The sequence below is a fragment of the Pseudoflavonifractor capillosus genome (genome assembly GCF_016902575.1).
GTDB classification, from domain to species: domain Bacteria; phylum Bacillota; class Clostridia; order Oscillospirales; family Oscillospiraceae; genus Enterenecus; species Enterenecus capillosus_A.
Genome location: NZ_JACSNZ010000025.1, coordinates 1 through 26700, shown reverse-complemented (window position 1 = coordinate 26700; position 26700 = coordinate 1). Strand labels below are relative to the sequence as shown.

Annotated in this window: 21 protein-coding genes; 10 read left to right on the top strand and 11 right to left on the bottom strand. The window is 58.9% G+C overall.

The window, feature by feature from the left end; translation table 11 throughout:
- Positions 1-237: 237 nt before the first annotated feature.
- Both H9X86_RS08365 and H9X86_RS08360 read right to left on the bottom strand, forming a co-directional pair.
- Positions 238-1761: a 4Fe-4S dicluster domain-containing protein gene (locus tag H9X86_RS08365; RefSeq protein WP_204901084.1), complete on the bottom strand. Its 1524-nt coding sequence runs from the start codon at positions 1759-1761 to the stop codon at positions 238-240.
- A 161-nt stretch (positions 1762-1922) separates the two neighbouring features.
- On the bottom strand, positions 1923-2831 hold the full coding sequence (locus tag H9X86_RS08360) for a CotA family spore coat protein (protein WP_204901083.1): 909 nt from the start codon (positions 2829-2831) through the stop codon (positions 1923-1925).
- A gap of 389 nt (positions 2832-3220) precedes the next feature.
- Between H9X86_RS08360 and nrdD the strand changes: the two genes are divergently transcribed.
- The 3 genes from nrdD (at position 3221) to dut (ending at position 6417) form a co-directional block, all read left to right on the top strand.
- A complete protein-coding gene (gene nrdD, locus H9X86_RS08355; RefSeq protein ID WP_204901082.1) occupies positions 3221-5344 on the top strand; it encodes an anaerobic ribonucleoside-triphosphate reductase in 2124 nt (707 codons plus the stop codon).
- 15 nt (positions 5345-5359) lie between these two features.
- Entirely contained in the window at positions 5360-5908 is a 549-nt protein-coding gene (gene nrdG, locus H9X86_RS08350; protein WP_204901081.1) for an anaerobic ribonucleoside-triphosphate reductase activating protein, read from the top strand.
- A 65-nt stretch (positions 5909-5973) separates the two neighbouring features.
- The gene (gene dut / locus H9X86_RS08345; protein WP_204901080.1) at positions 5974-6417 is read left to right on the top strand and encodes a dUTP diphosphatase; all 444 of its coding nucleotides are present in this window, start codon (positions 5974-5976) and stop codon (positions 6415-6417) included.
- A 40-nt stretch (positions 6418-6457) separates the two neighbouring features.
- On the opposite strand, the gene H9X86_RS08340 is transcribed toward dut, so the two are convergent.
- From H9X86_RS08340 to H9X86_RS08330, 3 genes are all read right to left on the bottom strand, one after another.
- Positions 6458-7780 (bottom strand): uracil-xanthine permease family protein, encoded by a 1323-nt coding sequence (locus tag H9X86_RS08340; RefSeq protein WP_204901079.1) that lies wholly within the window; start codon positions 7778-7780, stop codon positions 6458-6460.
- A 78-nt stretch (positions 7781-7858) separates the two neighbouring features.
- Positions 7859-8956 (bottom strand): redox-regulated ATPase YchF, encoded by a 1098-nt coding sequence (ychF, locus tag H9X86_RS08335; protein WP_204901078.1) that lies wholly within the window; start codon positions 8954-8956, stop codon positions 7859-7861.
- Positions 8957-9017: 61 nt separating this feature from the next.
- Positions 9018-9431 carry a GtrA family protein gene (locus H9X86_RS08330; protein ID WP_204901077.1) on the bottom strand — a complete coding sequence of 138 codons (414 nt, stop codon included), beginning with the start codon at positions 9429-9431 and terminating at the stop codon, positions 9018-9020.
- 282 nt (positions 9432-9713) lie between these two features.
- Here H9X86_RS08330 and H9X86_RS08325 point away from each other — a divergent pair, with 282 nt between their 5' ends.
- The 3 genes from H9X86_RS08325 (at position 9714) to H9X86_RS08315 (ending at position 14872) form a co-directional block, all read left to right on the top strand.
- Positions 9714-10886: an NAD(P)-dependent malic enzyme gene (locus H9X86_RS08325; protein ID WP_204901076.1), complete on the top strand. Its 1173-nt coding sequence runs from the start codon at positions 9714-9716 to the stop codon at positions 10884-10886.
- Between the two features lie 24 nt (positions 10887-10910).
- Positions 10911-12917, top strand: a complete 2007-nt coding sequence (locus tag H9X86_RS08320) for a fructose-1,6-bisphosphatase (protein WP_204901075.1) — start codon at positions 10911-10913, stop codon at positions 12915-12917.
- 146 nt (positions 12918-13063) lie between these two features.
- Positions 13064-14872 (top strand): LTA synthase family protein, encoded by a 1809-nt coding sequence (locus tag H9X86_RS08315; protein ID WP_243416898.1) that lies wholly within the window; start codon positions 13064-13066, stop codon positions 14870-14872.
- Positions 14873-14914: 42 nt separating this feature from the next.
- On the opposite strand, the gene malQ is transcribed toward H9X86_RS08315, so the two are convergent.
- Positions 14915-16402, bottom strand: coding sequence for a 4-alpha-glucanotransferase (malQ, locus tag H9X86_RS08310; protein ID WP_204901073.1), 1488 nt, complete (start codon positions 16400-16402; stop codon positions 14915-14917).
- Between the two features lie 244 nt (positions 16403-16646).
- Between malQ and spoIIID the strand changes: the two genes are divergently transcribed.
- Positions 16647-16895: a sporulation transcriptional regulator SpoIIID gene (gene spoIIID, locus H9X86_RS08305; RefSeq protein ID WP_204901072.1), complete on the top strand. Its 249-nt coding sequence runs from the start codon at positions 16647-16649 to the stop codon at positions 16893-16895.
- 48 nt (positions 16896-16943) lie between these two features.
- On the opposite strand, the gene H9X86_RS08300 is transcribed toward spoIIID, so the two are convergent.
- Both H9X86_RS08300 and H9X86_RS08295 read right to left on the bottom strand, forming a co-directional pair.
- Positions 16944-18335: an MATE family efflux transporter gene (locus H9X86_RS08300; protein ID WP_204901071.1), complete on the bottom strand. Its 1392-nt coding sequence runs from the start codon at positions 18333-18335 to the stop codon at positions 16944-16946.
- 24 nt (positions 18336-18359) lie between these two features.
- The gene (locus tag H9X86_RS08295; RefSeq protein WP_207752631.1) at positions 18360-19496 is read right to left on the bottom strand and encodes a cysteine desulfurase family protein; all 1137 of its coding nucleotides are present in this window, start codon (positions 19494-19496) and stop codon (positions 18360-18362) included.
- Between the two features lie 282 nt (positions 19497-19778).
- Between H9X86_RS08295 and H9X86_RS08290 the strand changes: the two genes are divergently transcribed.
- Positions 19779-19994, top strand: a complete 216-nt coding sequence (locus H9X86_RS08290) for a cold-shock protein (protein ID WP_087256981.1) — start codon at positions 19779-19781, stop codon at positions 19992-19994.
- 51 nt (positions 19995-20045) lie between these two features.
- Here the strand turns inward: H9X86_RS08290 and H9X86_RS08285 are convergent, their stop codons facing one another.
- From H9X86_RS08285 to H9X86_RS08275, 3 genes are read right to left on the bottom strand one after another with little or no spacing between them, the layout of a single operon-like run.
- Complete coding sequence (locus H9X86_RS08285; protein WP_204901070.1) at positions 20046-20255, bottom strand: DUF896 domain-containing protein; 210 nt, start codon at positions 20253-20255, stop codon at positions 20046-20048.
- A 21-nt stretch (positions 20256-20276) separates the two neighbouring features.
- A complete protein-coding gene (locus tag H9X86_RS08280) occupies positions 20277-21068 on the bottom strand; it encodes a YlmH family RNA-binding protein (protein ID WP_204901069.1) in 792 nt (263 codons plus the stop codon).
- On the bottom strand, positions 21065-22813 hold the full coding sequence (locus H9X86_RS08275) for an ABC transporter ATP-binding protein (RefSeq protein ID WP_204901068.1): 1749 nt from the start codon (positions 22811-22813) through the stop codon (positions 21065-21067). The genes H9X86_RS08280 and H9X86_RS08275 overlap by 4 nt, the downstream gene beginning before the upstream one ends.
- 198 nt (positions 22814-23011) lie before the next feature.
- Between H9X86_RS08275 and ytvI the strand changes: the two genes are divergently transcribed.
- A complete protein-coding gene (gene ytvI, locus H9X86_RS08270; RefSeq protein ID WP_204901067.1) occupies positions 23012-24172 on the top strand; it encodes a sporulation integral membrane protein YtvI in 1161 nt (386 codons plus the stop codon).
- A gap of 145 nt (positions 24173-24317) precedes the next feature.
- Entirely contained in the window at positions 24318-25712 is a 1395-nt protein-coding gene (locus H9X86_RS08265) for a S1C family serine protease (RefSeq protein ID WP_204901066.1), read from the top strand.
- Positions 25713-26700 lie beyond the last annotated feature (988 nt).

Genomic DNA, 26700 nt, shown 5'->3' with positions numbered 1-26700 from the left:
TGTGGCCTTGGGTCGCCCTTTGACCCAAGGGTGCATGCAGCGGGCTGCAACCCCTCGAAAAAATGCTTGCATTTTTGAGAAGCGTGTCGAACTTTTTCGACACGCTAAAGCTGGGAGCAACGCAGTGCTCCCAGCATTTTATTTTGCGTGAAGAGGTAATAGTGAAGCGTGAAGAAAAACAAGCCTGCTGCACCCAATGGGATGCAGCAGGCTTGTTTTATGTAGCTTTGTGGGGAATCAGTCCACCAGCTTGTCCAGCTCCTTGATGTGCTCGGTGCCGGTGGCGGTGGTGTGTCCAGCCTGCTTGGCGTACAGGCCCACCACGGCCTGGGACTTCTTCACAGGCTGCATGGTGCCGGCGCCAGCCACGCAGCCGCCAGGACAGGCCATGCCCTCCAGCAGATAGCCGTTGTACTTGCCGGCAGCGGCCATGGTCAGCAGCTTGCGGCACTCCCGCAGGCCGTCGGCGCTGGCCATCTTCACCTCACGGTCGGGGTAGCGCTCGGCGATGACGTTGGCCACAGCCTTGGCCACGCCGCCAGCCACGGCAAAGTTGCGGCCGTCGGTGGAGGCGTCGTTGACGCCGTTGGAATCCTCTTCCATGGACTCCAGATCCAGGTGCTTGGCATCGAAAATGCCGGACATCTCCTCGTAGGTGAGCACGAAGTCCACCTCGCTGCGCACGCTCTTGCGCATGGCTTCCAGCTTCTTGGCAGCGCAGGGGCCGATGAAGACCACCTTGCCCTCAGGCTGCTGCTCCTTGATGAGGCGGGCGGTGAGCACCATGGGAGTCAGGGCCATGGAGACACTGTCGGCGTGCTGAGGGAAGAGCTTCTTGGCCATGACGGACCAGGCGGGGCAGCAGGAAGTGGCCATGAAGGGCAGCTTCTCAGGCACCTCGTTGACAAAGTCCTCGGCCTCCTGCACGGCGCACAGGTCGGCGCCGATGGCCACCTCGAACACGTCTGCAAAGCCCAGGGCCTTCATGGCAGCACGCAGCTTACCGGGCGTGACCTTGGGGCCGAACTGACCCACGAAAGCGGGAGCCACGGCGGCATACACACGCTCACCGGATTGAATGGCTCGGATGACCTGGAAAATCTGGGATTTATCAGCAATGGCGCCGAAGGGGCAGTTGACCAGGCACATACCGCAGGAGACGCACTTGTCGTAGTCGATCTCTGCCTTGCCGTTGGCATCGGTGTGAATGGCATCCATGCCGCAGGCCTTGGCGCAGGGGCGCTCCTGAATGATGATGGCCTTGTACTCACACACGTCAGCGCAGCGGCCGCACTTGATGCACTTGTCCTGGTCGATGACAGAGCGGCCGTTGAAGCGGTCCAGGGTAACAGCGCCCTTGGGGCACACTTCCACGCAGGGGTGGGCCAGACAGCCCTGGCAGCCGTCGGTGACATGCACCCGCTTCTCGTCACAGCCGTTGCAGGCGAACTTGATGATGTTGATCAGAGGGGGGGTATAGTAGGTCTCATCTTTGGTAGCAGCCTCGATGTTGTCGGACAGGGGGGCGTGCTCACCGGCGCCGCGGCAGGGCAGGCCCATGGCCAGACGCAGACGCTCACCCACAATGGCGCGCTCGAGAAACACGTCGTTGCGGTAATTGCCTACCTCGCCGGGAATGATCTTGTAGGGCAGTTCCTCAATGCGCTTGTCCACCGGCCACTCGGTGTGGTAGGCCATGCGGGCCACCTCACGGAAAATGCGGTGGCGAATCTCCTGAATACGGGTTTCTACACCTCTCATATGTACAGTTCCTCCTTCAGTCCAAGGGACATAGTCAACCATAGAATACAACAAAAAAGTGCAGTTGTAAATGTATGAATGAAAAATTGGTGAAAAGTTTCACAAGGCTAACGCAGGGGGCCTGAAAGGCCCCCTGCGCTGGGGAAAGAAATGGTTCCCGGTTACGCCAGGAACTGAATCTGGTTGACGCAGACAAAGTAAATGCGGTTGTTGGTGGAGTTGGCCAGCACCAGCACATTGCCCACGGTGCCCAGCAGAGTGACGCCCTGGAGCACCAGAGGGCCGGCCACAATGGTGACCTTACGGCTGAGGTTGCTCTGGGACAGGGTGGAGAGCAGCCCGGCAGCGCAGCAGCAGTCGTCCCCGGAGCAGTCACAGGGGCAGCAGCAGGCGCCGCAGGGATTGGCACAGGGGGTGAGGCACTGGGACAGGATGGACTGGATGGTCTGGAAGTTGTTGGCGGTGGCCTGGTCGGAGGTGATGTCCCCGGAGGCGGGGGCAGTGGCGGTTTGCAGGGCCACGGCGGTGAGCTGGCACAGGGGCACCTGGGTGGCAGTGACCCCGGTGCTGGTCTCGGGGGGCGTGTTGACCAGGGCAGAGATCTCCAGCAGATCGCAGTTGCAGGGGGAGAAGCGGCGGAAGGACCCGGACATGGTGTTCAGGTTATCCGAGGGGGTGGTGCCTGCGGGGGTGGTGTTGATGGTGGCCCCTGCCACATAGGTATCGGTGACAAAGGCGGCCTGATTGAAGTCCAGCAGGGTGCCCAGCTGCGTGCTGCACAACAGCTGCAAAGCGGCCCGGAAGCTCTTTTTGCAGCAGCAGCCCTCCTCCACATCCACCGTGGGCGGACAGGGTGCGGGTACGGTGTGGCAGCAGCACACCAGCTGGGTGCCTTGGCAGGGCTTGGTGTTGTCGCAGGGAGAGGTCATGCCGTTGCAGGTGCAGCCACCGCAGCCGCTGCTGCCAGACTGACAAGTGCCTGCGCAGGTGCAAGTGCCTTGCTGGGCGGCAAACTCCTCCGCCGTCATGGCACCGCTCCAGTTCAGAGGGTTCCAACGATTTTGATTCATGAGATTCGCTCCTTTCACACGTATGATGTCCCATAGGAACTCATCAAGGTGCATCTCATTCTATGTGGATATGGGCAGAAGGGTCCCAGGTAGAGTCAGGAAATAAATTCCGTAGTACACAATATTTCGAAAAAATTAAAGGGGCTATTTACAACAGGCACAAGATATGGTATGCTGTTTAAGTGCTACACCACTAGGGTTAAAAATGTGAAGCCCTGACAGGTGCAGCTGCCGGATAGCGCAGATTGCGACGACGACGGCGTGTTGTCCCCCTGGGGACAACCGCCGCTTTATCACGCTTAGCATTATGCGTGCCGGGCGGGGGAGGATGTCTGAGACCTTGCCTGGCAGTTATTTAGAATAAAAAACGGGAGAAAGGGCGTAACGCAATGAAAGTGATCAAGAGAGACGGATCTACCGTAGACTTTGACCGCAGTAAGATCGTGGTGGCCATTCAAAAGGCGAACCTGGCTGTGGAGGAACCCTACCGCCTGGACGACGCATCCATTGAGGCCATTGCAGATTCCGTAGCCAGCAAGGGACGCAAGCGTCTTCTGGTGGAGGACATACAAGATATGGTGGAGAAGCGTCTGATGGAGGCGGGCAAGTATGAGCTGGCCAAGGCCTACATCATCTACCGCTACAACCGGGCCCTGGTGCGCAAGGCCAACACCACCGACGAGTCCATCCTGGCGCTCATTCGCAACGACAACAAGGATCTGGCGGAGGAGAACTCCAACAAGAACACCGCCATCGCCTCCACCCAGCGGGACTATATCGCCGGTGAGGTGAGCCGGGATCTGACCAGGCGCCTGCTGCTGCCGGAGAAGATCTCCAAGGCCCATGACGACGGCATCCTCCACTTCCACGATGCAGACTACTTTGTCCAGCACATCTTCAACTGCTGCCTGGTGAACATCGGGGACATGCTGGACAACGGCACCATGATCAACGGCAAGCTCATCGAGTCCCCCAAGAGCTTCCAGGTGGCCTGCACCATCGTCACCCAGATCATCGCCTGTGTGGCCTCCAATCAGTATGGCGGCCAGTCGGTGGAGATGAGCCACCTGGGCAAGTATCTGCGTCTGACCTATGAGAAGTACCTGCGCCGCACCCGGGAAGCCGCCCCTGAGCTGGACGACGAGACCGTGGAGAAGATCGCCCGTGCCCGTACCAAGGACGAGCTGAAAAGCGGTGTGCAGACCATCCAGTACCAGATCAACACCCTGATGACCACCAACGGCCAGTCCCCCTTTGTCACCCTCTTCCTGGTGCTGCGGGACAATGACCCCTACATGGAGGAGAACGCCGCCATCATCGAGGAGATCCTCTCCCAGCGTCTGGAGGGCATCAAGAACGAGAAGGGCGTGTACATCACCCCCGCCTTTCCCAAGCTGGTGTATGTGCTGGACGAGTGCAACTGCCTCAAGGGGGGCAAGTACGATTACCTCACCCGTCTGGCGGTGAAGTGCTCTGCCAAGCGGATGTACCCCGACTACATCTCCGCCAAGAAGATGAAGGAGACCTACGAGGGCAATGTGTTCTCTCCCATGGGCTGCCGTTCCTTCCTCTCCCCCTGGAAGGACGAGGAGGGCAACTACAAGTTTGAGGGTCGGTTCAACCAGGGCGTGGTGTCCATCAACCTGCCCCAGATCGGCATTGTCTCCGGCGGGGACGAGGACAAGTTCTGGGCGGAGCTGGATGAGCGCCTGGAGCTGTGCTACGAGGCCCTCATGTGCCGCCACAACGCCCTGAAGGGTGTTCGCTCCGATGTCTCCCCCATCCACTGGCAGTACGGCGCCATTGCCCGCCTGGAAAAGGGTGAGACCATCGACAAGCTGTTGGTGGGCGGCTACTCCACCCTGTCTCTGGGCTATATTGGCCTGTACGAGCTGACCCGCCTGGTCAAGGGCTGTTCCCACACCACCCCCGAGGGTGAGGAGTTTGCTCTGCGGGTGATGCGCCACCTGCGGGAGACCACCGATCGGTGGAAGAAGGAGACCGGCCTGGGCTTTGCTCTGTACGGCACCCCCGCCGAGAGCCTGTGCTACCGCTTTGCCCGCATCGACCAGGAGAAGTACGGCACCATCAAGGACGTCACCGACAAGGGCTACTACACCAACTCCTACCATGTGGACGTGCGGGAGCATGTGGACGCCTTCTCCAAGTTCGCCTTTGAGAGCCAGTTCCAGAAGATCTCCTCCGGCGGCGCCATCTCCTACGTAGAGGTGCCCAACATGCGTCACAACCTGGAGGCCCTGGAGGACGTGGTGCGCTACATCTATGACAACATCCAGTACGCCGAGTTCAACACCAAGAGTGACTACTGCCAGGTGTGCGGCTACGACGGAGAGATCCAGATCAACGACGAAGGCCAGTGGGAGTGCCCCAGCTGCGGCAACAAGGACCACAACAAGATGAATGTCACCCGCCGTACCTGCGGCTACCTGGGTGAGAACTTCTGGAATGTGGGCAAGACCAAGGAGATCAAGTCCCGGGTGCTCCACCTGTAAAGGAGAGGACAAGCTATGAATTACGCCACCATCAAATGGGCGGACGTGGCCAACGGCCCCGGGGTTCGGGTGTCCCTGTTTGTCTCTGGCTGCACCCACCACTGCCCCGGCTGCTTCAATGAGGAGGCGTGGGACTTCTGTTACGGGCAACCCTTCACCCGTGTGGAGGAGGACAAGATCCTGGATGCCCTGGCTCCCTCCTATATGAAGGGCCTGTCCCTGTTGGGGGGCGAGCCTTTCGAGCCGTGCAACCAGGCGGTGCTGCTGCCATTTTTGAGAAGGGTGAAGGAGCGCTACCCGGACAAGGAGATCTGGTGCTACTCCGGCTACACCCTGGACGGGGAGCTGTGGCAGGAAAGCCGTGCCCGGTGTGAGCACACCGACGAGATGCTCTCCCTCATTGACGTGCTGGTGGACGGCCGGTTCGTGGAGGGGCTGAAGGATTTGAGCCTGCGGTTTCGTGGCTCTGCCAACCAGCGCATCATTGATGTGCCTTCCAGCCTGAAGGCCCACCAAGTGGTGGAGTGGCAGGGCGAGCACACCATACAGCCCATACAAAAGTGAAAGATACCCCGGCAGCGAAGCTGCCGGGGTATCAACGATATATTTATACACGGAGGAATTTACCTATGACACAATCCGTTGCGGTAAAATTGTTAGACCCCCGGGCCAAGATGCCCACCTATGGCAGCGTGGATGCTGCGGGGGCAGATCTGTATGCCGTCACCGATGCTTCTATTGAGGTACAGCCTGGTGAGACGGTGCTCATTCATACCGGCCTGGCTATGGCCATTCCCCAGGGCTTTGTGGGCCTGGTGTATGCCCGGTCGGGGCTTGCCACCAAGCAGGGGCTGGCCCCCGCCAACAAGGTGGGGGTCATTGACGCTGACTACCGGGGGGAGCTGATGGTGGCGCTCCACAACCACAGCTCCGAAACCCGCACCGTGGAGCAGGGGGACCGCATCGCCCAGCTGGTCATCGCTCCCTACCTCACTGCTCAGTTCATCCAGCAGGAGGAGTTGGACGACACCGTCCGGGGTGAGGGCGGATTCGGTTCCACCGGAAGTAAATAAAGAGATAAAAGCCGCCCGGCAGCGCCGGGCGGCTTTTATGTTACTTCTGGGTTTCCTCTTCCTTGGGAATGATGAGGTTGAGAATGATAGCCATGATGGTGGCCACCACCACAGAGGAGGAGCCGAACACGGTGTTGACCCAGCCGGGGAATCCGGTGCCAGACAGACAGCCGGACACCTGGGTGATGCCCACGCCCATGGCCACAGACAGGCCCATGACAGCGCTCTTCCGGGGGGTGAAACCGTCCTGGGTGATCATGCGGATGCCGGTCATGGTGATGGCGGCAAACACCGAGATGGTGGCCCCGCCGATGACGCTCTGGGGGATGGTGGTGAGCAGGGAGGCAAACTTAGGCACCAGGCCAGCCACCAGCAGGATGCCGGAGGCCAAGGCGAACACGGAGCGGTTGATGACCCGGTTGACGGTGACAATGCCCACGTTCTGGCTGTATGTGGCGGTGGGCAGGCCGCCGAAGAAGGCGCCCAGGACGCTCATGACGCCCTGACCGATGATGCCGCCGGACAGCTCACGGTCGGTGGGCATCCGGTCCAGGCCACCCATGGTGGTGGAGCTGAGGTCACCGATGGTCTGCACGGCGTTGACCACATACACGATGCTCAGGGACACCGCAGCAGAGGGCACGAACTTGATTTCAAAGGGCATGAACTGGGGCAGAGCAAACCACTGGGCGGAGCCGATGGAGGAGAAGTCCACCAATCCCATGGGGATGGAGATGATATAGCCTACGATCATACCGATGAGAATGGCGCCCAGCTTGGTGATGCCACGGGTGAAGTTGGTCAGAGCAATGACCACCACCAGAGTGACCAGGGCCACCAGCCAGGCCTTGGGGGTGCCAAAGTCCGGGGTGCCCGCCCCGCCAGCCATGTACTTCACGGCGGTGGGGTAGAGAGATAAGCCGATGGTGAAGATGACGGTGCCAGTGACCAAGGGGGGGAAGAGGGGGCGAATCCACTTGACAAAGATGCCAAAGACAATGGCCACACAGCCGCCCACGATCTCTGCACCTAAGATGGTGGCAATGCCGAACTCCGCCCCGATGGCCTGGAGGGTGGGGATGTAGGCAAAGCTGATGCCCATGATGACGGGCAAACCCGCACCAATGCGCCCGAAAATGGGGAACAGCTGGAGCAGGGTGGCCAGGGCGGTGAGGATGAGGGAGACCTGAATCATCAGGGTCTTTTCCTCCTCAGATAGGGCGCAGGTGTTGGAAATGAGGATGGCGGGGGTGATGATGCCCACCACGGCAGCCACCACATGCTGGAGCCCCAGGGGGACCAGCTGACCCGTGGGGGGGATGCCCTTCCACTGGAATACCGTGTCGGATTTGGTTTGTTTCATCTGCTTCTCTCCTTCTCTTTGTTTGTCTGTTCGAGAAAAGAGCAGGAGGGAACACAGGGTGTTCCCTCGCTGCATTGCTTATACATTGAATCGGAAGAGGATAATGTCTCCGTCCTTCACCACATAGTCCTTGCCCTCGGAGCGGATGAGACCCTTTTCCCGGGCAGCGGCCATGGAGCCGCAGGCCTTCAAATCCTCAAAGGCCACGGTCTCGGCCCGAATGAAGCCTCGCTCGAAGTCGGAATGGATCTTGCCGGCGGCCTGGGGAGCCTTGGTACCGTTGACAATGGTCCAGGCCCGGCACTCGTCCTCTCCGGCGGTGAGGTAGGAGATAAGGCCCAACAGGGTGTAGCTGGCGTTGACCAGACGGTCCAGGCCGGACTGCTCAATGCCCAGATCCTCCAGGAACATGGCCTTTTCCTCTCCGTCCAGCTGGGCGATCTCCGCCTCCAGCTGGGCACACACGGGGATGCACTGGGCGCCTTCCTGGGCGGCACGCTCCGACACCTGCTGATAGTAGGCCACCTCATTGGGGTGGGAGAAGCCCTCCTCGTCCAGGTTGGCAGCGTAGATAACGGGTTTGAGGGACAAAAGCTCGCTGGTGGCGATGAGGGCAGCATCGTCCTCGTCCACCTGGGAGAGGTAGCTGCGGGCGGACTTGCCCTCATTGAGCCAGTCCCGCAGGCCCTGGAACACCTGGGCCTCGTGGAGGAACTTCTTGTCCGCCTTGGCGGCTTTGGTGGCCTTGTCGATGCGGCGGTCTGCCATCTCCACGTCGGCCATGATGAGCTCCAGGTCGATGATGTCAATGTCACGGATGGGGTTGGTGGAGCCCTCCACGTGGATGACGTTTTCATCATCAAAGCAGCGCACCACGTGGACAATGGCGGCGCACTCCCGGATATTGGCCAAAAACTTGTTGCCCAGACCCTCGCCCCGGCTGGCGCCCTTCACCAGACCGGCGATGTCCACAAACTCCACCACAGCGGGGGTGGTCTTCTTGGGCTTGTAGAACTCGCTGAGCCAGTCCAAACGGGGGTCAGGTACCGCCACGATGCCCACGTTGGGGTCGATGGTGCAGAAGGGGTAGTTGGCGCTCTCAGCACCGGCGTTGGTAATGGCGTTGAACAGGGTAGATTTGCCCACGTTGGGCAGGCCTACGATACCTAATTTCATATTGAGGACATCCTTTCAGAATAAATATGCCAAAGCGAGCAAAGCTGGACCCATCGAAGGGTCACTGCTTGGATTTGAAGACGATGAAACGCTGTCCAAAGTAGTTAAGGGCTACAAACAGACACATACCCACCAGCATGGCCACGTTTTCCTGGATCTGCTGGGTGGAAAAGCTGAGCAGGTGCAGGGTGACGGGCTTGGCCAGGCCATAGGCCAGCAGGTAACACACGGAGATGTTCACCACAAAGAAGAGCATCTGTTTCACGGATTTTTCTTTGTTTTGGAAGGTGAGGTACTTGTTCAAAACATAGCTGACGATGCTGCCCACGATATAGTTGGCAGCGGAGGATACCCAGTACCCTGCATGAAGCAAATTATAAAAGCCGAACATCACAGCGGTGCCCACCAGAGTGTTGATGACTCCCACCAGCAGGAATTTCACCGTCGTGGCATCCACAAACTTTCCTATCCTCATGTTTCCTTCTCCTGAGAATCATTGAAATAAAACCAAAACAAATGAATTATATCACGGACATATGGGAAAGACAAGCAAACAGGCAAAAATGGGAGAGAATAAAAAATTTTTGTCAATATGATAGACGGGTCATGGCCCACAACCCCGGGCGGTGTGGCAGTTGAGACAAGAAAAGGTAAGAAGTTTTCTCCTCCTCTTTTGTTTTTTGCCCTGCTATGATACAATGATAAACACATACAAATATGGGTGAAACCATTTCACAAGAGCAAAGGAGAAAACGACATGGATTACGCAGCAGAATCTTTGAAACTGCACTATCAGTGGCGGGGCAAGCTGGACACCGTGCCCAAGATGGAGGTCAAGGACCGCCAGGCCCTTTCCCTGGCCTACACCCCCGGCGTGGCCCAGCCCTGCCTGGAGATCCAGAAGGACGTGAGCAAGAGCTACGAGCTCACCGGCCGATGGAACACCGTGGCAGTGGTCACCGACGGTACCGCTGTGCTGGGCCTGGGCGACATCGGCCCCGAGGCAGGTATGCCGGTGATGGAGGGCAAGTGTGTGCTGTTTAAGGCGTTCGGGGATGTGAACGCCGTGCCTCTGTGCATCCGCTCCAAGGACGTGGATGAGATCGTCCACACTGTGGCCCTGCTGGCAGGCTCCTTCGGCGGCATTAACCTGGAGGATATCTCTGCCCCCCGCTGCTTTGAGATCGAGCGCAAGCTCAAAGAGGTGTGTGACATCCCCATCTTCCACGACGACCAGCACGGCACCGCCATCATTGTGGCCGCCGCCCTCATCAATGCCTTGAAGCTGGTGAATAAGAAGATCGAGGACATCACCGCCGTGTTCTCCGGGGCGGGCGCTGCCGGTACCGCCATTTTCAAGCTGCTGAAATCCATGGGCCTGGGTGACGCCATCATCTGCGACCGCAAGGGCGCCATCTGCTCTGCCCGCACCGACCTCAATGAGGAGAAGAAGGCTCTGCTGGCGCTGTCCAACAAGCAGGACAAGTCCGGCTCCCTGGCCGACGTGATGGTGGGTGCCGACCTGTTCATTGGCGTGTCCTCTCCCGGTGTGGTGACCCCTGAGATGGTGAAGACCATGGCTCCTAACCCCATTTTGTTCCCCATGGCCAACCCCGTGCCTGAGATCATGCCCGACCTGGCTCGAGAGGCCGGAGCTGCGGTGATCGGCACCGGGCGCAGTGACTTCCCCAACCAGATCAACAACGTCCTGGCCTTCCCCGGTGTGTTCCGGGGCGCCTTTGATGTGCGGGCCAGCGACATCAACGAGGAGATGAAGCTGGCTGCTGCCCGGGCATTGGCAGAGCTGGTGAGCGACGAGGAACTCAATCCCGACTACATCATTCCCGCCGCCTTTGATCCCCGTGTGTGTCCTGCCGTGGCTGCGGCGGTGGCACAGGCCGCCCGGGACACCGGGGTGGCCCGCATCTGATATACCGATTAGGAGGATTTTGGAATGAATCAGGAGACCCAAAAGGCCCACGGCAGCGAACAGGAGAACCTGCACTATTTGCGGATGCTGGCCAAGCAGTACCCCACGGTACAGGCTGCCAGCACCGAGATCATCAATTTACAGGCCATTCTCAACCTGCCCAAGGGCACCGAGCACTTCATCTCCGACGTCCACGGGGAGTATGAGGCATTCCAGCACATCCTCAACTCCGCCTCCGGGGTGGTGCGGGAGAAGATCGACCAGCTGTTTGCCACCAGTGTGTCCAAGGCGGAGCGGGACCAGCTGGCCACCCTCATTTACTACCCCCAGGAGAAGCTGGAAGAGGTACAGGGCCAGATGACCCAGGAAAATCTGGAGGAGTGGTACCGCCTGACCTTCCATCGCCTCATTGAGATCTGCTGTCTGGTCAGTGCCAAGTACACCCGCTCCAAGGTGCGTAAGGCCATGCCCCGGGAGTACTCCTATATCATCGACGAGCTCATTCACACCCACTACGAGGACACAGACAAGCGGGACTATTACGAGAACATCATCTCCACCATCATTGAGCTGGAGCGGGCCGGGGACTTTCTGGTGCAGCTGTGCCGGCTCATCAAGCGCCTGGCGGTGGATCACCTGCACATTGTGGGGGACATCTTCGACCGTGGCCCGGGAGCAGACATTATTTTGGATGCCCTCATGAACCACCACAGCGTGGATATCCAGTGGGGCAACCACGACGTGTTGTGGATGGGTGCCGCCTCCGGCTCCCGTACCCTGGTGGCCACGGTGCTGGCCATCTCCATGCGGTATAACAACCTGGACGTGGTGGAGACGGGGTACGGCATCTCGCTGCGCCCCCTGGCGGTGTTTGCTGCCGAGGCGTATAAGGACTGTGATGTCAGCCGCTTTGAGGTCAAGCTCACCCGGGAGGAGGAGGAGAGCTACAACGAGCGGGACAAGCGTCTGGCTGCCCAGATGCACAAGGCCATCACCATCATTCTCTTTAAGCTGGAGGGTCAGAAGATCAAGAATAATCCCAGCTTTGGCATGGATGACCGACTGCTGCTGGACAAGATCGACTATGCGCACAAGACGGTGGTCATCGACGGCAAGACCTACGCCCTGGAAGATACCGACTTCCCCACCGTGGACCCCGCCGACCCCTACGCCCTCACCGAGGAGGAGGACAAGCTCATCCGTCAGCTCACCCGCTCCTTCTGTCACAGTGAGAAGCTCCAGCGCCATGTGCGCTTCCTCTACTCCAAGGGCAGCCTGTACCAGGTGTTCAACGGCAACCTTCTCTTCCACGGCTGCATCCCCATGACCGAGGAGGGGGAGCTGATGCACTTCTCCATCGGCTGCGACAACCTGGCAGGCAGAGAGTTTTTGGACTTTGCGGATCTGGCCGCCCGCCGTGCCTACTATGACAAGGTGGGCTCCCCGGAGCGTCAGTTCGGCATGGACTTTTTGTGGTGGCTGTGGTGCGGCCGCAACAGCCCCATCTATGGCCGGGACCGCATGACCACCTTTGAGCGTCGGCTCATCGCCGACGAGTCCACCTGGACGGAGCAGAAAAACGCCTACTACCGCTTCTATCAGGACCCCCAGGCGTGCGCCAAGATCCTCAAGGAGTTTGGCCTGGAGGAGGAGCACAGCCACATCGTCAACGGCCATGTTCCGGTGAAGTCCAAGAAGGGGGAGAGCCCGGTGAAGGGTGGCGGCAAACTGCTGGTCATCGACGGCGGGTTCTGCAAGGCCTACCAGAAGACCACCGGGATTGCCGGATATACCCTCATCTACAACTCCAACTGCCTGCGTCTGGTGTCCCACCAGCCCTTTGCCGGGCGGGAGCGGGCCATCACCGAGAACTGGGACATCTCCTCCACCTGCCAGGTGCTGGAGCGCATGGAGCAGCGCATGAAGATCCGCCAGACCGACATCGGCCGCAACCTGCAAGAGCAGATCCACGACCTCAAGGATCTGGTTGCCGCCTACCGAGCGGGTGAAATTGTGGAAAATCATTCATAATTCCAGGAGAATTGCCGTAGACTTCCAGAGTCTACGGCAATTTTTTGTCCGTTTTGCAATTTGACTTTTGTGTAAAGTTCGTGTATAGTCTTTGTGAATGTGAAAAAAGGAAAGGAACTTGGAAAAACGTGATGGAATGGAATGAAATGGATAGAAAAAGGAGGGGCCTGCTGGTTGCACTGCTGGTACTGACCCCGATCACTGCGTTTTATTTCATGCAGCTGATCATGGGTACCAAGTTTGTGGATGTGAAACTGGCGGCGGTTGTGGTCAACAGCCTGTGGGTAGCGGGCGTGTACTGGCTGATGTGCGCTGTGACGGGTTACCCGGTGATTTGCAGCCTGGTGGTACACCTGCTGTGCGGGGTATGGGGTATGGCAAACTACTTTGTCAACCTCTTCCGGGGCACGCCCATCCTCCCCTGGGATTTTGCGGCCTTGAAGACGGCTGCGGCGGTATCTGGCAGCTATAAGCTGACCTTGACCTGGGATATGTACATAGGTCTGGCGGTTTTGCTGCTGACTGTGATCCTCCTGCGGAAAAAGCTGTTGTGGGGCAAATTCCGTCCCACCGGCAAGACGGTGATGCCCCGGTTGGCAGGTGCGGTGGCGGGGCTGAGCCTCATGTTCATCTTTGCCCAGCCTGCGGTGCTGGAACGGGTGGACGTGGGTGCCTACACCTGGCAGCAGATGGTGGGTTACTGCACCGACGGAGCGCTGTGCGCCTTCTTTGACAACACCAAGTACATGGAAGTGGAGCAGCCCACCAACGCCACCGTGGACAACGTGAAATATGTGCTCAGTCAGGTGGAGGACAAAGGCGGCGAGGGCCTGACCTTCCATGTGGATGGGCCTGCCGAAAATCAGGGTGAGACCCAGCAGAAGTACAACGTCATCGCCATTATGAACGAGTCTTGGGCGGACTATGAGGACTACGGCAACCTTACCTTGAGTGAGCCGGTGATGGACTACATCAAATCTCTGGACAACGCCGTCTTTGGCCACGCCTATTCCTCTGTGTTTGGTGCAGGTACCAGCTCCTGTGAGTTCGAGTTCCTCACCGGAAACTCTATGGCCTTCCTCCCCACGGGCAGCGCCCCCTATCAGCAGTACGTCAAGGACGAGACCCAATCCATGGCCTCCCTGCTGGGAGAGTTGGGCTACCGCACCTTGGCTTTCCACCCCGGGGAGGAGACCTCCTGGAACCGCAACAAGGCATATCCTCTTATGGGGTTTGACGAGATGAAGTTCCGTAAGGATATGAACGTGCCCCAGCTGGAGGAGCATGCCTACCTCAGCGACTACTCCGACTTCCAGCAGATCATCTGGGAGTTTGAGAACAAGAAGGCGGGAGAGCCGCTGTTCCTCTTCAATGTCACCTACCAAAACCACGGCGGCTACGAGGAGGCGGACTACCCCACGGAAGTTACCCTCACCGACTGCCCCGGCCAGTACCCCCGGGCAGAGCAGTATCTGACCTTGGCCAACAAGACCGATGAGTACTTCAAGGTACTGGTGGACTACTTCTCCACCTACGAGGAGCCCACCATCATCGTCATGTTCGGTGACCACCAGCCCTCTGTGGAGCAGGAGTTTCTGGATAAGGCCTACGGAGTGGCTCAGGCGGATATGACCATGGAGGAGTATATGGCCAAATTCAAGGTGCCCTTTGTCATCTGGTCCAACCGACCTTTGGACACCGAGAACGCCTCGGAGCTGACCAGCCTCAACTTCCTGGGACAGCATGTGCTGAACTATGCGGGGGTTGAGACCGACCTGTACGGAAAGTTCCTCCATGAGGTGGAGCAGCAGCTGCCTGTGTTCACCTCTGTGGGCTACATTGATCCCCAGGGCCATGCGTACAGCCACTGGGAGACCAACCAGTACGACAAACTCAAAGAGGACTACCAGCTGCTGCAATATGACCGGCTGTTTGGTATCTCTGACGTGACATAAGAAAAAATGGAGCGTTCCATAGCGGAACGCTCCATTTTTGCGTCATTGCCGCAGCCGCCCGTACAGCTTGGTCATCCGATACAGCCGCTGAGCAAGCTCTGGGTTGAGATAGCCGGGGGTGGCCCGCCACTTCCAGTTATCCCCGGTGGTGGAGGGGGTGTTGATCCGGCCCACGCTGTCCAGGCCCAGCACATCCTGCATCTGCACAATGGTGTATTGGGCTGCACTGGCCCAGATGCCCCGCATCATGCCCCAGCTGATTCCCTCATCTTCGGTGAGGTTCAGATATTCCCGGGCCACCGCCACATCCTCAGGGTCGGCGGTGTGGGTCCAGCCCAGGGCGGTGTCGTTGTCGTGGGTGCCCACATAGGCGATGCAGTTGACGGGGTAGTTGTGGGGCAGGTACAGGTTTTGGCCGCTGTCCCGGCGGTCAAAGGCGAACTCCAGTACCTTCATGCCGGGATATCCGGTGTCCGCAAGCATCTGGTGTACCGAAGGGGTGAGAAAGCCCAAGTCCTCGGCGATGATGGGGCGATTGCCCAGCTTCTCCTTGAGGGTGTTGAAAAAGGCAATGCCCGGCCCAGGTCGCCAGCGGCCTCGCCGGGCGTTCTCGTCCCCGGCGGGAATGGCGTAATAGGAGTCAAAGCCCCGGAAGTGGTCAATGCGCAGCACGTCATAGATGGTAAACTGGAAGGCAATGCGCCGCATCCACCAGGCATAGCCGTCTTTGGCCATACCATCCCAGTCAAACAGGGGATTGCCCCACAGCTGACCATCCTCGGAAAATCCATCGGGGGGACAGCCTGCCACCTCGGTGGGGTGTAGGTCTTCATCCAGCTGGAACTGCCCGGGGTCTGCCCATACGTCTGCGCTGTCCCCGGAGACGTAGATGGGCAAGTCCCCAATGATGGAGATGCCCAGGCCATTGGCAAAGGCTTTCAGAGCACTCCACTGGTGGAAGAAGAGGTACTGCACCCCTTTCCAGAAGGAGATCTGAGAGGCCAGCTCATGGGCCAATTCTTCCACCGCCTGGGGATCCCGCCGACGGATGGAGTCGGGCCACTCAGACCAGGGGCCGCCGCCAAAGTGCTCCTTGAAGGCCATAAACCGGGCGTAGGGCTCCAGCCACCCCTGCTGGACCCGGCAGAACTGGGCCAGGGCCTGGGGCTGCCTGGTTTGCAGCCGCACCACCGCCCGGCGCAGTACGGGAAACCGTTGGTGGTAGACCAGGCCGTAGTCTACCTCGCTGGGGTCATCACCCCAGGTCAGGTGACGGTATTCCTGGGGCAGAAGCAGACCATCCCGGGCCAGGTCATCCAGGTCAATGAAGTAGGGGTTGCCGGCAAAGGAGGAAAAGGACTGATAGGGAGAATCCCCAAAACCGGTGGGGCCTACCGGGAGCACCTGCCAATGGGTCTGGCCTGCTTGGGCCAGAAAAGAGACAAAATCCCGGGCCGCCTGACCCAACGTCCCGATCCCGTAGGGGGAGGGCAGGGAGGCAACGGGCATTAAGATACCGGAAGTTCTCATGGAACATCAACCTTTCTCTCACTGGGAACGAAACCGGGGCTTCCCTGGAAACACAGGGAACCCATAGAGATTATATTGTGTATTATGCTACAAAACGACGGGTTGTGCAAGGGGCAATTCCAAAGTTTTTGCACAAAGACACTGCCGCCAGCATGGGGAAAACCAGGACCGCTGGGGTGCAACATAACTTCACCCTTCTCCACATATATATGCTCTTGTGAGAACCATGAGGGAGTGTTGCCGTTTGAAAGGGAACATGGAAGAGCGGGCCTGCGAGATGGCGCTGTACATCATCGAGGAGAAGGGGACGGTGCGCAGCGCCGCCCGGAAATTCGGCTTGAGCAAATCCACGGTGCACAAGGACTTGTCTGAGAGGCTGCCCACATTCAATCGCCCCCTGTATGAGCAGGTGAAGGCGGTGCTGGATGTGAACAAGGCCCAGCGGCATATCCGGGGCGGCATGGCCACCCGGAGGAAATACAAAGGGAATTGAAAACGGGAAAAGGCGGTCTCCAGTTCAAGGAGACCGCCTTTTCATTGCTTACTCTTTTTCAAATCTCACCACAGTGACATCATGGATCCACTGGGCGCTGAGGAACCGACGCAGACCGAAGATACACTTGATGATATTTTCACTCATCATAGACAGGTACACCCAGAAGATGCCCAGCTCCAGCACCAGGCCGGACAGGGCGGCCAGGGGAATGGCGGCCAACCACAGGGGGGAGAGATCAATGAGGGTGGCCATGCGCACATCTCCGCCCCCTCGCAGTACTCCCACGATGTTGGTGGTGTCGAAGGAGCGCAGGGGCATGAAGCAGAACACCACGGTGAGCATCATGGTGCAGATGTCTCCCGCCTGAGGGGAGAGGTGGAACAGGGGGTAGAGGTAGGGGGCAATGATGAAGTAGAGGATGAGGAGGAACACCCCTCCGGATACCAGCCCGAAGGTAAAGGCCAGCACATCCAGCAACGCCCCCAGGCTAAACACCCGGTCGGTGTGGCCTGAGCCGATCTCCTGACCCACCAGGATGGCGGCGGTGCCGCCGATGGCGAACACGCCCACGGTACACAGGTTGGTGATGTTACCGGCAATGGCGTAGGCGGCCAAGATCTCCTTGGAGCCATCCATGTGACCCATGATGGTGGGGAAGAGGGAGGTGCCCAGGCCCCAGAAGGTCTCGTTGCACATCACCGGGGTGGAGAAGCGGACAAACCGCTGAGTCATCTCCAGGCCGGGGCGGAAGAAGATGGCGGGCTGGATGCGGAAGCCCTGGTCCCGGATGGCCCACACCAGAGCGATGGTGAAGGAAAGGATCCGGGCCAGCAGGGTGGCCAGAGCGGCGCCTTCCTCCGCCATGCGGGGGGCACCCAGGTTGCCGAAGATGAACACCCAGTTGAGAAAGGTGTTGCCCAGCATGGATACCGCCAGGATATACATGCCCCGGTTGGGCTTGCCCATGGCACGGTGTGCACCGATATACACCTGTACAAAGCTGTCAAAGAAGTAGGACCAGCCCACGATGCGGGCGTAGCGGGCGGCGGTGGCAATGACCTCCGGGTCATTGCCGAACAGGCTCATAAAGGGCTGGGAGAGGAAGCCCATGATGAGGGCAAATACCAGGGAGATGGCCCCGGCCACATACATCCCGATGCCCATGACTCGGTTGATGGAGGCATAATCCCCCTTGCCCCGGTACTGGCTGATGAGCACTGCCGACCCGCTTTGGATGCCGAACATCATCAGCTGCACCACAAACACCGGGATGTTGGCCAGGGTCACGCCTGCCAGCGGCCCCTCACCCAAGATGCCCACCATGAAGGTGTCTACCAGGCCTAAGGAGTTGGTGATGAGGTTTTGAATGAGAATGGGGAGTGCCAGGGCGATGAGGTTGCGATAAAACCCCGGCTCACGACGGAAAAAAGAACGCATAACAGACCTCGCAATACAAAAAGATCAGGACATGGTGGTAAACAAGGTGTCAGCTGCCCCACGCAGGGCGGACACCAGCTGGTCTGCCTCCTCTTGGGTGGAGTTGGGAGAGAAGGACAGGCGCAGCGCCCCGTCCAGCCAGGGCTTGGGCAGTCCCAGAGCGGCAAAGACGTGGCTGGGCTTTCCCTTGTGGCAGGCGGAGCCGGAGGAGATGCAGATGCCCGCATCTCCCAGCACCCGCACCACCACCTCGCTTTTGTACCCGGGCAGGGTGACGGCGCAGATGTGGGGGGCGTCCCCGGTGGTGATGATCTCCAGCTGGGGAATGGCCTGTTTCAGCTGGGTGAGGGTGTACTCCTTGATGGCGGCGGTACGTTGGAGCCGGTCTGCCTGGGCCATGGTGGCCTCAACGGCAGCGGCAAACCCGGCGATTTGGGCGGTGGGTTCCGTGCCCGAGCGCATCCCGTTTTCCTGTCCGCCTCCGGTGAGGTAGGGGGACAGTCGCACCCCCTTTTTCACCATCAAAGCGCCAATGCCCTTGGGGGCACCGATTTTATGACCGCTGACCGACACAAAATCCGCCCCCAGGGAGGCCATGGAGTAGGGCACCTTCAAAAAGCCCTGGACAGCATCGCAGTGGAAGAGAATGTTTTTATCGTAGGCTTTCACCAGCTTGACGCACGCTGCCACGGGGAGAATGGAGCCCACCTCGTTGTTCACCAGCATCATGGACACCAGGGCGGTGTCCGGGCGCAGGGCGGCGGAGAGATCCTGGGGGTCGATGCGGCCCTGGCGGTCGGGCTTCAGGTAGGTCACCTCGTAGCCCTGCCGCTCCAGGTCATGGCAGGTCTCCAGCACGGCGGCGTGCTCGATGGCGGTGGTGATGATGTGGCGGCCCCGGCGGCGGTTCAGCTCCACCCCTCGGCGGATGGCCCAGTTGTTGCCCTCGGTGCCGCAGGAGATGAAGTACACCTGGTCGGAGGTGCAGCCCAGGGCACGGGCCACCGTCTCCCGGTGGGCTTTGACCCCTTGGGCGGCCTCCCGGCCCAGGGGGTAGCGGGAGGAGGGATTTCCAAAGTGGGAGAGAGCCTCCACCACAGCGCTGACTGCCTGAGGGCAGACAGGGGTGGTGGCGGCATAATCAAAGTAAATCACGGACATAACAGCAGACCTTCTTACTCACATTATAATAATATTAGCAAACAAGCAGATTACATTCTACTGATGGAGAGGAAAAATGTCAACACCTCTGGGCTGGTCTAAATTTTTGGATGGGGCAGGCACCGTCCGACAGGAAAATTCTTGACACCCCATGGGGGTGAATGCTATAATAACCACGTTGTTTTGATGTATGAACTGTTACGCCCGCCCTTTTCGTACATGAAAGGGATGGGCTTCTCTTTTGCCTCAAAACCGCAATTTTTGATTCAGGAGGAATTCCAAATGACCGGTATCGTGAAATGGTTCAACGCTGAGAAGGGCTATGGCTTCATCACCCCCGACGACGGCAGCGAGGACGTGTTCGTGCACTTCTCCGCCATCGTGGCTGAGGGCTACAAGAAGCTGCTGGAGGGCCAGAAGGTCACCTTCGAGACCGAGCCCGATCCCCGTGGCGCCAAGGGCGTGCGTGCTACCAACGTGGTGGCCGAGGCCGAGTAATCAAAACTCAAAAAAATGCCGTCTGCTCATTTCAGAGCAGGCGGCAATTTTTTATTGCTTCTTCTTGGGCAGCTTGACCTTGTTGCCCTTCTCGTCCACCAGGTAGGTGTTGTCCAGCTGGCCCACCAGGCTAGCCTTGACGCTGTCAATGTATTCCCGGCGCAAAGCGGCTCGTTCCTCCAACTCCTCAGGGGATAGGGTCTCTCCCGCCTTGACCCGGCGGGCAAACTCGTTGATACGGGCGATTTTTTCCTCTGTCATGGGGGACTTCCTCCTTTGGTTTCATACATAGCGGTGTAAGGTGAGAATGACCCGCCCTTTGCGGGACTGGCCTCCCACCTGGGCCAGCACACATTTGCCCAGCCCCCGGCAGGTGAGCACATCCCCCTCCTCCACCAGACGGTCGCTTTTCACGCATTCCATGTGGTTGACCGACACCCGACCGGTGGTGATACACTGGGCGGCTTTGGAGCGGGACAGAGAGAAGCCGGAGGCCACCACCGCATCCAGCCGCAGGGTGGCCACGGTGTCGTGGATCTCCTTCACCGTCTGGGGGGCGGGGGTGAGTTGGGACAGGGGGATCTCCTGCAAGGTGAGAGGGTATCGACCCGCCTGGTCAAACTGGGACAGGACAATGGGCAGAGCCTCCCGCAGGCAGACGATTTGGGCGCATTGTTCCCCCATGAGAATGTCTCCAATCTTCTCCCGGGTGATGCCGATGCCCATGAGAGCACCCAGAATGTCCCGGTGGGTGAGGGTGGCTTGGCGGGGGAATGCGGCGGAGATGGCGGCCAGATCCTCGCTCTGGTCGTAGTCCTCTGCCTCCTGCCAGTGGGGGAGAAAGACGCAGATGGTGCGCTCAGCGTCCCCGTAGCCGCCGCAGAACAGGTGGCGGGGGTGTCCGCAGGCTGCCAGCAGCGGCTCCACCGAGGCCCGCAGGGCGGGGGAGAGAAACTGGGTGGAGCAGGGGATGGAGCGGGTGTCCGCACGCTGCATCTGATCCAGTACCCGGGCCAGCTCCACACGCTGTTCTCCATCTTTGGAAAACTGATTCAGCAGTTCTGTCTTGTTCATACCGGCACACTCTTCTGGGCGTTGTACAGCCGGGCGTACTCCCCGCCGCTTTGCAGAAGTTCTTCGTGGGTGCCCTCCTCCACGATGCGGTTGTCGTCCACCACGATGATACGGTGGGCATTGCGGATGGTGGACAGGCGGTGGGCGATGATGAGGGTGGTGCGGCCCTTTGCCAGCTCGTCAAAGGCGCTTTGGATGCGGGCCTCCGTCACCGAGTCCAGGGCAGAGGTGGCCTCATCCAAAATGAGAACAGGGGGATTCTTTAGGAAGATGCGGGCAATGGACACCCGCTGCTTCTGCCCGCCCGAGAGCATCACGCCCCGCTCGCCCACATAGGTTTGGAAGCCGTCGGGCATGGCCATGATGTCATCGTAGATTTCTGCCCGCCGGGCTGCCTCGATGATCTCCTCCTGGGTGGCATCCGGCTTGCCGTAGCGGATGTTGTCGTAGATGGTGCCCGCAAAGAGGAACACATCCTGCTGCACAATACCGATGTTCTGGCGCAGGGACTGCTGGGTGATGTGGCGCACGTCCATTCCATCCACCAGGATGCGGCCGTCGGTGACGTCATAGAAGCGGGGAATGAGCTGGCACAGGGTGGACTTGCCGCCGCCGGAGGGGCCTACCACCGCCACAGTCTCTCCCTGGGGAATGTGGATGGAGACGTGATCCAGCACGGTCTCTCCCTCGTCGTAGGAGAAGGACACGTCGTCCACCAGAATGTCCCCCTGAGCCACCCCCATCTCCACGGCATCGGGGGCATCCTGCACCGCAGGCTCCACCCGCATCAGTTCCACAAAGCGCTTGAAGCCCGCCATGCCGTTGAGGAACTGCTCCACAAAGGCGGCCAGCTTACGCACAGGGGTGAGGAAGGTGGAGATATACAGCGCAAAGGTCACCAGGTCGATGTAGGTCATCTCTCCCTGGAGGATGAACCAGCCACCGGCGGTGATGGTGAGCACGTTCATGGCGGGCAGAGCGAACTCCAGCCCTGCCATGTAGGTGGCCATGGCTTTGTAGTAGCCCCGCTTGGCCCCCTTGAACTGGTTGTTGGACTGCTGGAATTTGGTGTTTTCCTGCGCCTCGTTGGCAAAGGCCTTGGCGGTGCGCATGCCGGAGATGGAGGACTCCAGCTGGCCATTGATGCCTGCCATATTCTGCTTGACCTGCACCGAGGCTTTCATCATCCGCCGCCGCTGGAAGATGGTGAAGAGGACGAACACAGGCACCACGGCGAAGACAATGAGGGCCAGCTTCCACTGAATGGACAGCATCAGGCAGAAAGCGCCGCCCAGGGTGATCACCGAGATGAACAGATCCTCAGGGCCGTGGTGGGCCAGTTCGGTGATTTCAAACAGGTCGTTGGTGGCCCGGCTCATCAGCTGTCCTGTGCGGTTCTTATCGTAAAAGGAGAAGGACAAATTTTGCATATGGCCGAACAGATCCCGGCGGATGTCCGCTTCAATGAGTACGCCCATCATGTGGCCCAGATAGGTGACCACATAATACATCCCTGCCCGCAGCAGGTAGGCCAGCAGCAGGCAGGCCATGACGGCAAAGAAGGCCCCAAACAGGTTCTGGGGCAGCAGCTGCTGCATGGACAGCCGGGACACATAGGGGAATGCCAGGTCTATCAGGGCAATGCCCAACGCACAGGCCATATCCAGCACAAACAGGTGCAGATGGGGCTTGTAGTAGGACAGAAAGATAGACACATGGCTTCGTTGAAATTTGGTGCGATCCATGATAATTCCTCCCGATCAATTCATACCGGATTAGTATACCCTAGCGGTTTGGGGTTGTCAATGCGGCGGGCAGGGGGTATAATCAGCCTGAACAGCAGGATATTGAGGCAAGAAATTCCATGGGCGGGGAGAGACAATGCCTGCTGTGCCGACAACGTGGATGTCCGGTGAGAAACTCGCCCTTAGGAGTGGTTAGATATGGAACCGATACAACTGACATGGAAGCAGCGGGGAGAATTGTGGCTGCGGCTGGGGGTACGGGCTGTTTTGCTGGCGCTGGCGCTTCTGGCGTTGCGCTATGGGGTTTTGCCTGCGCTGTCTCTGCTGAGTCCCTTTGTGCTGGCCCTGGTGTTCTCCTGGCTGCTCAATCCCCCGGTGCGTTGGCTGCAAAAGAAGCTGACCATCTCCCGGGGCCCTATCACCATGGCGCTGCTCATTCTGGTCTTTGGTGTGGTGGGCGGTGTGCTGTGGGCCTTGAGTTGGATGGCGGTGGAGCAGGTGCAGACGCTGTTTCTCAACTGGGAGGCCATTGTGGATGCCCTGTTGACCAATGTGGATCAGGTGCTGGAGTGGTTTGGCGGGCTGGAGGATCTGCTTCCCGGAGGGGCCTACAACGCTGGCGAACGGGTAGTCCAGCTGTTGGAAAACTGGGTGCGGGACATTGACGTGTCCGGCTGGCTGAAGGTGGTGGCAGACCGTGCGCCCTCTCTGGTGGGCCAGGTGTCCACCTTTGTGGTGGCTACTATTGTGTTTTTGATGGCCACCTACTTCATCACCGCCGATTACCCCCGGCTGCGCTTTTTCATCACTGACCGGGTGCCTGCTCCCGCCCGCAGCTTTTGCAAAGATGTGCGGCGTATTTTCATGGAAGCCTTCGGCGGCTATCTGAAAAGTCAGCTCAGCATCTCCTTTGTGGTATTCGTCATTTTGGCCCTGGGTTTCTTTGCCATTGGCCAACCTTACGGCCTACTGTTGGCTTTGGGCTTTGCGGTGCTGGACTTCATTCCCATCATTGGCTCCGGCACGGTGATGGTGCCCTGGGCTGTGGTGGACATCATCGTGGGTGACTACACCCATGCGGTGCAGCTGATGGTGATCTGGGGCATCATCGCCCTGTTCCGCCGTCTGGGTGAGCCTAAGATTTTGGGTGACCAGACAGGACTGTCCCCCATTCTCTCCCTGGTGGGCATCTATGTGGGTATGCTAATGGGAGGCGTTTTGGGCATGATCGTAGGTCCGCTGCTGTTGCTGGTGCTCATCAACTTGGGTAAGCTGGGCATTTTCTCCCCAGTTATGGGCGATCTGTCTCTGGCGGCCTCCGACGTGGCGGCCATTCTGAAAAGTGGACATAAGAAATAGATGATAGAGGAAAGGGCATCCAGCTTGGCTGGGTGCCCTTTCCACAAAATTCTAGTTTGTTTATAATGAATTTGAATTCATGTCATAATATGGACATATTTATTTTGTACCCTGTGTTCAGATCAAATCACGAGGAGTGATTCATATGTTTGAAGAAAACAACAATCTTAACAACGGGTTCCAACATGACGGTCAAAACGCCCCACAGGGGTATCATCATGAGGACGGATCCTATCGATACAGCTGGACTCCCAACGGGGAGAACCGCAATGACGACTCTAACTTCCATGTGCAGTCCGGTCCCAAGGCTCCCAAGAAGAAGGGCGCAGGCCGGGCGATGGCTCTGGTGCTGTGCTGTGCCCTGGTGGGCGGCGGCGCAGGTGTGGGAGGTGCAGCCCTGTATAGCAGAATGGACGGCAGCTCCAACGCCACCACCATCTATCAAAATACCACCCAGGGCACCCAGGTGAATGTCCAGCAGGCCGATGGGGTCAAGGAGATGACCCTGGAGGAGATCTACGCTTCCTACGCCGATTCCTGCGTCAACATCACCTGCCAGGTGTTGGTACAGCAGGGGTGGCAGCAGTACACCGGCACCTCCAGCGGCTCCGGCTTCATCCTCAGTGAGGATGGCTATATTGTCACCAACTACCACGTCATTGACGGGGCAAAGGCCATCAAGGTCACCTTGAATAACGGTGAGGAGTACGATGCCACCCTCATCGGCGGGGAAGAGGCCAACGACGTGGCTGTGCTGAAGATCAATGACGTCACTGGGCTGAAGCCTGTGGTGCTGGGCGACTCTGACACCCTGGTGGTGGGTCAGGAAGTGTCCACCATCGGCAACGCCCTGGGTACTCTGTCCTTCTCCCAGACCTCCGGCCATGTCTCCGGTGTGGGCCGTTCTGTGACCATGAGTGACGGAACCATCATCAACATGATCCAGACCGACTGCGTCATCAACTCCGGTAACTCCGGTGGCCCCCTCTTTGACCAGTATGGTCGTGTGGTGGGCATCACCTCCGCCAAGTACTCCAACAACGGCGACACCAGCTCTGCTTCCATTGAGGGCATCGGCTTTGCCATCCCCATCAATGATGTCATCAGCATGATTCAGGACTTCATCCAGTACGGCTACGTCACCGGGCGGCCCTCCATGGGCATTACCGCCGTGGAGGTGACCGAGGACTATGCCAATGCCTTCGGCTGGCCCTCCGGCGTGTACGTCAACGGCGTGAACGAAGGCTCTTGCTCTGAGACCGCAGGCCTGAAGCAGGGCGATATCATTACCAAGCTGGGTGACACCGAAGTGACCACTGTGGCCGAGCTCAATGCCGCCAAGAACCAGTTTAAGGCCGGGGAGAGCACCACTCTGGAGGTGTACCGTTCCGGTGAGACCCTGACCCTGAACATCACCTTTGATGAAGAGCAGAACAACACCCAGAACAGCCAAACCCAGCAGGATCCCGCCCCTCAGCAGACCAGCAGCAGCCAGCAGGACGGCTACTTTGATCCCTGGGACTTCTATTTCGGACGTTAAATTCCCCACAACCAAAACACAGCAGCGAGATAAGCTCTCTCGCTGCTGTGTTTTTTATCTCAGCATCAGGGCCAGTTCCGCCTCCGCTTCCCGCCGATTGTCGGCGGAGAAGCAGAACTCCCCGTTGAAAAACACTTCCACATGACCTCTCACATACTCCAGCTCATACATGGCGGGACACTTCCTTTCAAGCCTGGGTTCAGGCGTTCTTCTTTGATGATGGAAGTGTACCACATAGAAAGTCCAATAAATAGGACTTTATTGCGCAGGAGGGGAGGGAGGCAGAACGAAAAATGAGTAATGAAGAATGTATAATGAATAATTATGGTGTGCCTGCGGCACGGATTTTCATATGCAGGGTGTAGGGGAGGGGCTTGCCCCTCCCGAATGTCTCAGGGCAAAGCCAGGGAAGCAGCGGGCCGGGCAAGCCCGGCCCCTACGACGTTCTACCAGGGGGGCGGTGGTGTCACCCGGCGGTGGCTAAGACACCGCTCTGCCAGAGTAGGCCCGGACGTAGGCACCGCCTAGCCGTAGGGCCAGCTGCCCAGAGTGGCCTGGGTTGGTGGCAGTGACAGGAGAATAGCAGGAGTGACGGGCCGAAAAGCAACTGGACGCAGTTACAGCCTGGTACCCCAGGGAGGTCCTTAGGGGGGAAAGCCCTAAGCGATTCTTTCGTGACTTTCTCATCGGGGAGAAAGTCACCCTGCGGAGCAAAGCCAGGCTTGCAAGCCTGCGCCGGCAAACGATGAACGGTGAAAGCCCCCAGCGGGTAGCCTCCCCACCAGGCTGGCTACCCTGAAACTAGGCTATGTAGAAGGTGAGTCCCTCTGCCTACGCCACAAAAGCACAAGCCCCTGGCTCTCGTGTGAGAGTCAGGGGCTTCAGACTGTCAAAAAACGCAAAAGTCATGCAAGAAGTCTTGACTATCTTGCATGGGAAAAGCCCTCGGCAGAGTTTTCCCGCCCCCAGGCGGGAAAATAAATTGAAA